Consider the following 6,780-nt stretch of genomic DNA (forward strand, 5'->3'; position numbering starts at 1 on the left):
CCGGCGGCCGGGGCCGCCGGGTGTCGCGGCGGCCCCGGCCGGGCGTTCAGCGCAGGTGCTGCGGCCCGAAGGCCTGGGGCAGCATCTCGTCGAGCGTGCGGAAGCCGTCCGGGGTCTCCAGGACGAGCCCCGGGCCCCCGAACTCGTACAGCAGCTGGCGGCACCGCCCGCACGGCACGAGGGGCGCGCCCTCGCCGTCCACGCAGACGAAGTGGGTCAGCCGGCCGCCACCCGTCGCGGCGAGCTGGGAGACCAGCCCGCACTCGGCGCACAGGCCCACGCCGTAGCTGGCGTTCTCGACGTTGCAGCCGACGAGGGTCCGGCCGTCGTCGGCCAGCGCGGCGACGCCGACCCTGTAGCCCGAGTACGGGGCGTACGCCCGGGACATGGCGTCCCGGGCGGCCGTCCGCAGGGCGTCCCAGTCGACCGGCGCCTCGGCCCCGGTCACTTGCCCTCCCCCTTGCGGTAGGGCACACCGTCGGCCTTCGGCATGCGCAGCCGTTGCGCCGACAGGGCGAGCACCAGCAGCGTCGTGACGTACGGGGCGGCGTCCACGAACTGGCTGGGGACCTGGTCGGTGAGCGCGTACCAGGTGAACAGCAGCGCCGAGACGGCCGCCGAGACCACCGCGGCGACGTACTTCTTCCGGTACAGCTGCCAGAACACGACGATCACCAGCAGGATCGCGAGGAGCAGCAGCATCGCGTGGACGTTCTCCGCGCCGCCGCGCAGCTTGAGGCTGTCGGTGAAGCCGAAGAGGCCCGCGCCCAGCGCCATGCCGCCGGGCATCCAGTTGCCGAAGATCATCGCGGCGAGGCCGATGTAGCCGCGGCCACCGGTCTGGCCCTCCTGGTAGATCCCGGTGGAGACGATCGCCAGGAAGGCACCGCCGAGACCGGCCAGCGCACCGGAGACGGTGACGGCGATGTACTTGTACTTGTAGACGTTCACACCGAGGCTCTCGGCGGCGACCGGGCTCTCACCGCAGGAGCGGAGCCGCAGGCCGAACGAGGTGCGCCACAGCACCCACCAGGTGGCGGGGATGAGCAGCAGGGCGACGACGGTCAGCAGCGACAGCCCGGTGAACACGCCGCCGACGATGCCGGCCAGGTCGGAGACGAAGAACCAGTGCCGTTGTTGCAGGTCCTGCATCCAGTCCGAGAGCCCTGGAACGGTGATCTTGTCGATCGAGTCGATGCGCGGGGACTGCTTGGAGGTGCCGCCCTCCGCGTCGGCGAAGGTGAAGTTGGAGAGGTACCGGGTGACGCCGACGGCGAGGATGTTGATGGCCACACCGGAGACGATGTGGTTCACGCCGAAGGTGACGGTGATGACGGCGTGCAGCAGGCCGCCGAGCGCCCCGCCGATGATGCCGAACAGGACACCGACCCACGGGCCCCACTGGAAACCGGCCCAGGCCCCGAACCAGGTACCGAGGACCATCATGCCCTCGAGCCCGATGTTGACGACGCCCGCCCGCTCGGCCCAGAGGCCGCCGAGTCCGGCCAGGCCGATCGGTACGGCCAGTTCCAGGGCGCCGTGCACCTGGCCCACGGAGGTGACGTCGTCGGCGCCGCTGATGAGCCGGACCAGGGACACGAGGGCCAGTGCACCGGCGATGATCAGCAGGACGACGGGCAGGGAGAGCTTCCGGCGGCCACCGCCCTTCGGCGGCGCGACGCGAGCGGCGGAGACTTTGCTGGTGCTCACAGGGCCGCCTCCTTCTCGGTGGTGAGGGCGTGGCCGGCGGCGAGTTCCTCGCCGACCTTCTGCTGCTGCCGGCGGGTTCCGTAGCGCCGGACCAGTTCGTAGCTGACGACCACGGAGATCACGATGAGGCCCTGCATGATCGTGGCGATCTCCTTCTCGTACCCGAACTGGTCGAGCGAGGAGGACGCCTTGTCCAGGAAGGCGATCAGCAGTGCGCTCAGCGCGATGCCGAGCGGGTTGTTCCGGCCCAGCAGGGCGATGGTGATGCCGGTGAAGCCGATGCCGGTGGGGAAGTCGAGGCTGTAGGTGTGCGTGTCACCCAGCAGCGTCGGCATGCCGGCCAGACCGGCGACCGCGCCGGAGATGAGCATCGAGGTGAGGACCATCTTCTTGGCGTCCACGCCGGATGCCTGGGCGGCGCTCTCGCTGGCGCCCGTGGCGCGCAGGTCGAAGCCGAAGCGGGTGCGGTTCAGCACGAACCAGTAGACGAGGCCGCAGCCGGCGGCGACGAAGGTGAACCCGTAGATCTCACCGGCCTCGGCGCCCATCGAGAGGCCCGGGAACCAGCCGGTCTCGGGGATCTCGCCGGTGGTCAGGTTGTTGGAACCGGCGGCCTGGTCACCGAAGTTCTTCGGCAGGATCAGCCAGGCGATCAGGGCGGTCGCGATGGAGTTGAGCATGATCGTCGCGACGACCTCGCTCACCCCGCGGGTGGTCTTGAGGAAGCCCGCGATACCGGCCCAGAAGGCTCCGACCAGCATCGCGACGACGACGATGAGGAGGATCTGGAGCGGCCCGGGGAGGTCCACGGCGGCGCCGACCAGGGCGGCCATCATCGCGGCGAGGCGGTACTGGCCGTCGACTCCGATGTTGAAGAGGTTCATCCGGAAGCCGACCGCGACCGCGAGGGCGGCGAGGTAGTACGTACCGGCCTGGTTGATGATCAGCACCTGTACGTCGGAGTACGACGCCTGCTCGAACATCAGCCGGTACGGCTCGAACGGGTTGGTCCCGGAGGCGAGCAGCACCAGGGTGGTGAGCGCGAACGCGACGACCAGGGCGAGTACCGGGCCGGCGAAGCCCAGGATCAGCCGGTCCTTGTCGAATTTCTTCATCGGGCCTCGTCCTCCGGTGCTGCTTCGAGGTGACCGGCGGCGGCGCCGGTCATGGCCGAGCCCAGTTCCTCGGGGGTGATGGTGGCGGGGTCGGCGTCGGCCACGAGCTTGCCGCGGTACATGACGCGCAGGGTGTCGGAGAGCCCGATGAGCTCGTCCAGGTCCGCGGAGATGAGCAGGACGGCGAGGCCCTCGCGGCGGGCCTCGCGGATCTGGTCCCAGATCTGCGCCTGGGCGCCGACGTCCACCCCGCGGGTGGGGTGGGCGGCGATCAGGAGCTTGGGGTCGTGGCTCATCTCCCGGCCGACGATCAGCTTCTGCTGGTTGCCGCCGGAGAGCGAGGCCGCGGTGACCTCGATGCCGGGGGTGCGCACGTCGTACTCGCGCACGATCCGCTCGGTGTCGGCGCGGGCCGCCTTGGGGTCCAGCAGGAAGCCGCGGCTGTTGGGCTTCTCCGTGACGTGGCCGAGGATGCGGTTCTCCCACAGCGGGGCGTCCAGCAGGACGCCGTGGCGGTGGCGGTCCTCGGGGATGTACCCGATGCCGTCCTCGCGCCGCTTGCGGGTGGGGGCGTGCGAGATGTCGGCGCCGTCCAGCGTGATGACGCCGGCGTCCGGGCTCCGCATCCCGACGAGCGCGTCGATCAGCTCGGTCTGGCCGTTGCCCTCGACGCCCGCGATGCCGAGGACCTCGCCCTTGTGGATGGTGAAGCCGACGTCGCAGAGGACCTCGCGGACGACGCCGTCCGGGTCCGTGGCACCGAGGGAGAGCCCCTCGACGTGCAGCATCGGCACGTCCGTCACCGTGGACTCACGGGTCTCCGGCGAGGGGAGCTCGCTGCCGACCATCAGCTCGGCGAGCTGCTTGGTGGTGGTGTTCGCCGGGTCGGCGGTGCCCACCGTCGTACCGCGGCGGATCACGGTGATCTCGTCGGCGACGGACAGCACCTCGCCGAGCTTGTGCGAGATGAAGATGACGGTGAGGCCCTCGGCCTTGAGCTCCCGGAGGTTCGCGAAGAGCGCGTCGACCTCCTGCGGGACCAGGACGGCGGTCGGCTCGTCCAGGATCAGGATGCGGGCGCCTCGGTAGAGGACCTTGAGGATCTCCACGCGCTGGCGGTCGGCGACCCCGAGGTCCTCGACGAGCGCGTCGGGGCGTACCCCGAGGCCGTACGCCTCGGAGATCTCCTGGATCTTCCTGCGGGCCGCGGAACCGATGCCGTGCAGCTTCTCACCGCCGAGGACGACGTTCTCCAGGACGGTGAAGTTGTCGGCGAGCATGAAGTGCTGGTGCACCATGCCGATGCCGCGCGCGATGGCGTCACCCGGGTTGCCGAAGGAGACCTGCTCGCCGTCGACCGCGATGGTGCCCTCGTCCGGCTTCTGCATGCCGTAGAGGATCTTCATCAGGGTGGACTTGCCGGCACCGTTCTCGCCGACCAGGGCGTGGACCGTGCCCTTGCGGACGGTGATCCCGATGTCGTGGTTGGCGACGACGCCGGGGAAACGCTTGGTGATGCCGTGCAGTTCTACGGCGGGGGGACTGCTGGACGCGTTGATGACGCACTCTCCTTGGCCGGACAGGAGCGGGGGCACAGGGGCAGAGGGGCGGGGTGAAGTTATCGCGCCTGAGGGCTGTCTACACGCGTAGCGCTGCCGAATCGTAAAGCGTAGGGCCACCACCGCGGGCCGGACCGGAGGCCGGGCCGATACGGGCAGGGCACTGCGAGGGGCACAACTTCTTCGGGACTGTTTCGGTACTTCTCGGTACTTCTGTTACTTCTCGGTACTTCTCGGTGCGGGTACCGCCGCGGTGCCGCACGGGCACGATCGGCTACCCGCGCTCACCTCTCGGTGACCCGGCGACCGGCACCCCACGGGCCCGGAGCGGCGACGGGTGCGCGCTCCGGGCCCACGGGAAACCAGCCGGTCGGACCGGTGCCGTTACGGGGCGGTCTTGACGGTGATCTTGCCGTCGATGATTTCCTTCTTCGCCTTGTCCACGGCGGCGATGACGTCGGTCATCTTGGTGAAGGCCGGGTTGGACATGGACAGGCCGACGCCGTCCTCGTCGAGGCCGTAGCGGACCTCACCGGTCTCGGGCTTGCCGTCCTTGACCGACTTGATCAGGTTGAAGACGGAGTCCTCGACGTCCTTGGTGACCGAGGTCAGGATCGACTCCTTGTAGGCGGCGAGGCCTTCCTGCTTGTACTGGTCGGAGTCGACGCCGATGTTCCACTTGCCGGCCTTGGAGACGGCCTCTATGGCACCCGAACCGGCCAGACCGGCGGCCGAGTAGACCACGTCGGCGCCCTTGTCGAGCTGGCCCTGGGCGGCCGCCTTGCCGAGGTCGGGCTTGGAGAAGCCGGTGAAGTCCGGCGGCTGGGTGAGGTACTGCGGAAGTACGTTGACCGAGGCGTCGGTGTCCTTGACGCCCTGCTCGAAGCCGGCCTGGAACTTCTTGATCAGCGGGGTCTCGACACCGCCGATGAAGCCGACCTTCTTGGTCTTGGTGACCTTCGCGGCGGCGACGCCCGCGAGGTAGGAGCCCTGCTCCTCGTTGAAGACGATGTTGGCGATGTTGTCGCCGGTCACCGAGGAGTCGTCGATGATGCCGAAGGTGACCTTCGGGAACTTCGCCGCGACCTTCTTGATGGCCGGGGCGTAGGCGAAACCGACGCCGATCACCGGGTTGTTGCCGGCGCGGGCCAGCGAGGTGAGGCGCTGCACCTTGTCGGCGTCCGACTCGCCCTCGGTGGGCTCGGCCTCGGTGCCCTTGACACCGAGGTCCTTCCCCGCCCGGGTCAGACCGGCGTACGCGGCGTCGTTGAACGACTGGTCCCCGCGCCCCCCGATGTCGTAGGCGATGGCCGTCTTGCCGCCCTTGGAGTCGGACGAGGTGTCCGACGAGGACGAGGACGACGATTCGCCACACGCGGTGACACTGAGCGCTAGTGCCGCGGACATGACGCCCACGGTGGTGATCCTGGTGATCCGGCGCAAGGGAAGGCTCCTTCAAACCTGACCGAAGCGCCTCTTCCGGCGCTGGTTTCGCCGCGATCGTAACGCGCGTAGATGTCAGATAAGGACCTGTACGGAAGCTGTTATCGGATCGTCGCGAACAGAAGGTGTCGTGGCGGGTTCCTAACGGTTGCCGTCGAGCAGCGCCGAGGCCGTGAACAGCTCCACACCGACCGTGATCGCCTCCTCGTCGACGTCGAAGTTGCCCCGGTGCAGGTCCAGGCCACGGGTGTCCCCCGGGGTCCGCACGCCGAGCCGGGCCATGGCTCCGGGAACCTTCTCCAGGTACCAGGAGAAGTCCTCGCCCCCGAGGCTCTGCTCGGTGTCCTCGATCGCGTACGAACCGCGCCGGATCGTCATGGCGGCGTCCAGCAGGCCGATCGACTCCGCCTCGTTCACCACGGGCGGGACGCCCCGGACGTAGTCGATCACCGTCTTGGCCCGGTACATCGCGGCCACCTCGTCGATGGCCGTGTGCACCATGTCGGGCGCCTGCCGCCAGCTCTCCAGGTCCAGGCAGCGGACCGTGCCGGACAGTTCGGCGTGCTGCGGGACGACGTTGGGCGCGTGCCCGGTCTGGAGCCGCCCCCAGGTGACGGCGAGCCCGGCCCGCGCGTCGACCCGCCGGGCGAGCAGCGCCGGTACGTCCACGGCCACCCGGGCCGCGGCGGTGACCAGGTCGGTGGTGAGGTGCGGCCGGGCGGTGTGCCCGCCGGGCCCGTCCAGGGAGATCTCCAGCCGGTCGCAGGCGGAGGTGATCGGCCCGATCCGGAGCCCGATCTTCCCGACGTCCACCTTGGGGTCGCAGTGCACCCCGATGATCCGGCCGACGCCGTCCAGCACCCCGGCCTCGACCGCGTCGGCGGCCCCGCCGGGCAGCACCTCCTCGGCGGGCTGGAAGAGCAGCCGCACGGGATGCGGCAGCAGCCCCTGCC

General features: G+C 69.7%; 6 protein-coding genes. All 6 read right to left on the bottom strand.

Annotated elements, in window-relative coordinates; all coding sequences use genetic code 11:
• Positions 1-46: 46 nt before the first annotated feature.
• A complete protein-coding gene (locus IH13_RS0111910; RefSeq protein WP_031083637.1) occupies positions 47-448 on the bottom strand; it encodes a cytidine deaminase in 402 nt (133 codons plus the stop codon).
• Positions 445-1,710: an ABC transporter permease gene (locus IH13_RS0111915; protein WP_031083638.1), complete on the bottom strand. Its 1,266-nt coding sequence runs from the start codon at positions 1,708-1,710 to the stop codon at positions 445-447. Before IH13_RS0111915 ends, IH13_RS0111910 begins: the two co-directional genes overlap by 4 nt.
• Positions 1,707-2,825, bottom strand: a complete 1,119-nt coding sequence (locus IH13_RS0111920) for an ABC transporter permease (RefSeq protein ID WP_031083641.1) — start codon at positions 2,823-2,825, stop codon at positions 1,707-1,709. Before IH13_RS0111920 ends, IH13_RS0111915 begins: the two co-directional genes overlap by 4 nt.
• Positions 2,822-4,408 (bottom strand): ABC transporter ATP-binding protein, encoded by a 1,587-nt coding sequence (locus tag IH13_RS0111925; protein WP_051835829.1) that lies wholly within the window; start codon positions 4,406-4,408, stop codon positions 2,822-2,824. Before IH13_RS0111925 ends, IH13_RS0111920 begins: the two co-directional genes overlap by 4 nt.
• A 360-nt stretch (positions 4,409-4,768) precedes the next feature.
• Positions 4,769-5,827 carry a BMP family lipoprotein gene (locus IH13_RS0111930; protein WP_031083645.1) on the bottom strand — a complete coding sequence of 353 codons (1,059 nt, stop codon included), beginning with the start codon at positions 5,825-5,827 and terminating at the stop codon, positions 4,769-4,771.
• A gap of 141 nt (positions 5,828-5,968) precedes the next feature.
• On the bottom strand, positions 5,969-6,780 hold an 812-nt coding region (locus IH13_RS0111935; protein WP_031083647.1), incomplete at its 5' end, for an amidohydrolase.

This window comes from Streptomyces sp. NRRL WC-3549 (assembly GCF_000721935.1).
In the GTDB taxonomy this organism is placed as follows: domain Bacteria; phylum Actinomycetota; class Actinomycetes; order Streptomycetales; family Streptomycetaceae; genus Streptomyces.